Here is a 2766-nt window from a genome sequence, read left to right as displayed (position 1 = left end):
AGACCGTCCTGAATGACCGTAAAGCGATCGGGGCGGCGCTCCATCTCATACATGCGCCGCACAACCTCGCGCTCAATCTCATCGGGATCGGTTTTGCCAAGCAGGGTGATCTCTTCGGTCAGATCAATCGCGCCGCTATGTCCGGGCCAAGCAATGACCTTTTCTGCCGAGGCCCAATCATTGGTCTCATCGGAAAACCGAACCCGCAAGGCGTGTGGAGGGTCAAAGAAGCTGCGATGCGCCTGAAACTGGCGCGAATTGCGCGGCGAGATGTGATCCACAATCACGTCTTGCGGGCGATCAATGACAACGCTCCATGTGAGGCCATCCCGGCGCGGCGTGGCCCGGCCGGCGGCGCAAATCGCGCGCAGCACATCCGCCAGACTTTCGCCGCCCTTGTGCTGGCGATCATATTTGAGCCCCTTGTCTTCACAATAGCTGTGCCAGTCCTCAATCGCGACCCAATCAATCACATCGCTGCCGACCGGATAGGCCCCGGCCGCGCTTTGCAGCACACCGACAAAATGTGCTGCCGGGTTGCGCGGCAAGCCTTCAAGCCATTCACTGCCTGTCCAATCGTCTTGATAGCGCGTTGCCAGAGCGTTCAGATTGTCCAGGGCACCGTTGAGCTGGTAACTGGCTCGGATGCGCACCGCCACTAGGGCCAATGGCTGATCAAAGTTGATCGGCTGTTCAGGGCGGAAGCTTTGCAAGGCGCTCCAGGTGGAGCGACTGAACACATTGGTCTTGGTTGTATCGTCGCTCATTCTGGTCAGTTCGATCTCCCAAATTCCGCGTTCAGGCAAAGACCAGGTGTATTGTCGACTAAAAGACGTTCCGCGCTTCTCTCGAATGTTGAGCGTCTGCACCTCCTGCCAATCGCCCCCCGGTTGGCGCTGCCGGATGCGAATTGCCACCTCCCGGAACCGGCGTTTCCCGCTGTTTTTGCTGATCCGGCTGAGCCCTTCGGGGAAGGTCACAATCACACTGGCGGTGCTGGCATTGGCGGCCGTCTGGCGCGTGACAGGTGTTTCAACCGTCGGCTGGTCGGGGATCGTCTCTCCGAAGGCATCGACAGGCAGCGGCCGGATCAAATCCACCCCCAGAGATTCCTCCAGAACCTGAAAATCCACCAGAGAGATCGGATCATCGCCCGCTCGGCCTTCGCGGATCTCCAGTTCCACATCTGCGAAGTCTGTGATCGGGGCGTCACCGATCCGCAGATCTTCGATCTTGACCGGACCAAAACCAAAGCTGAACAGCGCGCGGATGTATTGATCCCCGCCAACAATTTCTGTGTAGGGACGCGCCACAAAGATTGGGGCAACACGCATCCGGCCGCGCAAATCGGGAAAGGCCTCGTTGGCCCGCGCCTCGTTTTGCCAGCCGTTGATCTCAAATTGCTCGCGGTCTTTTTTGCCGGAACCGGGTTGCTCAAGCTGCGGAACAAGCGCCGAGGCCAGGCGATAGCCCACATATCCAATCCCGGCCAAGGTGCCGAAGAAGACAGTGTTCAGGCCAAAAACTCCGAGGTTCGCCGACCCAAACGTTGTTGCCGCCAGTTTTGTCACAAGCGTCGCGGCCTTGAGGGCAAGAGAGATAATCCCTCCCCCGGTCGGTACGATCTGGATCAGCACCGTGACACCGGAATGAGGGCGCACATGGGGCCACCACCTGTGCGGAACCGCCGTTTTTTGATCCCGGTACACCAGGACAACGCGCACATGATCGCGCACATCCTCTCCGGCCCCCGGCAAGGCCTGCGCCACGATCTGGGCCACTGTGACCGTCGTTGCCAGCTCAAAACGACGGCGGGTCTGCTCGGGCATTGGCCCATGGGTCACGATGACAGGTACACTCATTGCAAGCCCTCATGGCGATAGATTCCGATCAGGCGCTTGGCCCAGGCCGGATCAGATTGCGGAATGATTTTGGAATGGTCCGAGTGCACATGCAGCATGCGGCGCGCATCAATCGCGATGCCGACATGGCACCGATAAGGCCCCATCCGAAACAACAAGAGATCGAAACTGCGCGCCTGATCCACCCCGAGCCAACGGTTGGCAGCGGCTTCACTTTCCATGATCTGATCGATGTCGCGGCGCTCGATGTCGCTGGGATGCACGCCCGCATAATCCGGCAACTCAATCCCCAGCTCATGTGCATAGACCAGACAGGCCAGCCCCCAGCAATCCGCGCCTGACATCTCACGACCGTGATCGCGCTGCGCGATCCCCACATAGCTGTTCCACTGCGTCATGCGAACAACCCCGGCACCCGTTGTTTGGTCATGCGATGTGACGGAAAGGCTTCGTCCTCAATCACGCGCCGCGACAAGGTCAGCTCAATGCGATCGGCATCAATGTCTGAGGCCACCAACATCAAGTCGCGCGCCTCAACCTCAACCAAGTCCGGCGTTGACGCCATGACATGGGCCAAATCCGCCACCGCTGGTCGGGTGAAACTGCGCAGGGTCTGGACCGTCTGGCTGTCAAAATTACTCAGGATCAGCCGCGCCTCAAACCCTGCCTCCTCCTGGTCCCCCGGCCATTCCACCCCCAAGGTCAGGAACAAAAATGGCTCGGTCACCGGGTTCGCGCCCAGCCAGGTTGAGCGGGTGCCATAAAGCAACGGGTCCACAGACAAGCGTTCCGTCGGATCAGACGAGACCCGCAAAACAGACCCATCCTCAGGATGCTCAAACTGCATCAGAACAACGCCAACGTCACTGCTATGCGCGGCGTCAAAATCCCTGCGTGCTGTGAT

Annotated in this window: 3 protein-coding genes; all 3 read right to left on the bottom strand. The window is 59.5% G+C overall.

Going from position 1 to position 2766, the window contains the following annotated elements:
- Positions 1–1862 (bottom strand): TipJ family phage tail tip protein (gene gpJ, locus ACRBB0_RS26735; protein ID WP_431377520.1); only part of this gene is annotated, 1862 nt, incomplete at its 3' end.
- Positions 1859–2260: a C40 family peptidase gene (locus tag ACRBB0_RS26730; RefSeq protein WP_431377519.1), complete on the bottom strand. Its 402-nt coding sequence runs from the start codon at positions 2258–2260 to the stop codon at positions 1859–1861. The genes ACRBB0_RS26730 and gpJ, both read right to left, overlap by 4 nt.
- The coding region (locus tag ACRBB0_RS26725) for a hypothetical protein (protein WP_431377518.1) at positions 2257–2766 on the bottom strand (510 nt) is incomplete at its 5' end. The genes ACRBB0_RS26725 and ACRBB0_RS26730, both read right to left, overlap by 4 nt.

The sequence above is a fragment of the Pelagimonas sp. genome (genome assembly GCF_050633425.1).
In the GTDB taxonomy this organism is placed as follows: domain Bacteria; phylum Pseudomonadota; class Alphaproteobacteria; order Rhodobacterales; family Rhodobacteraceae; genus Pelagimonas.
This window is presented reverse-complemented; position numbering and strand designations above follow the sequence as displayed.

What these genes read in the sequence shown, in the direction of transcription:
- ACRBB0_RS26730 (WP_431377519.1), bottom strand. Translation starts at nt 2,260, where the DNA reads ATGACGCAGTGGAACAGCTATGTGGGGATCGCGCAGCGCGATCACGGT.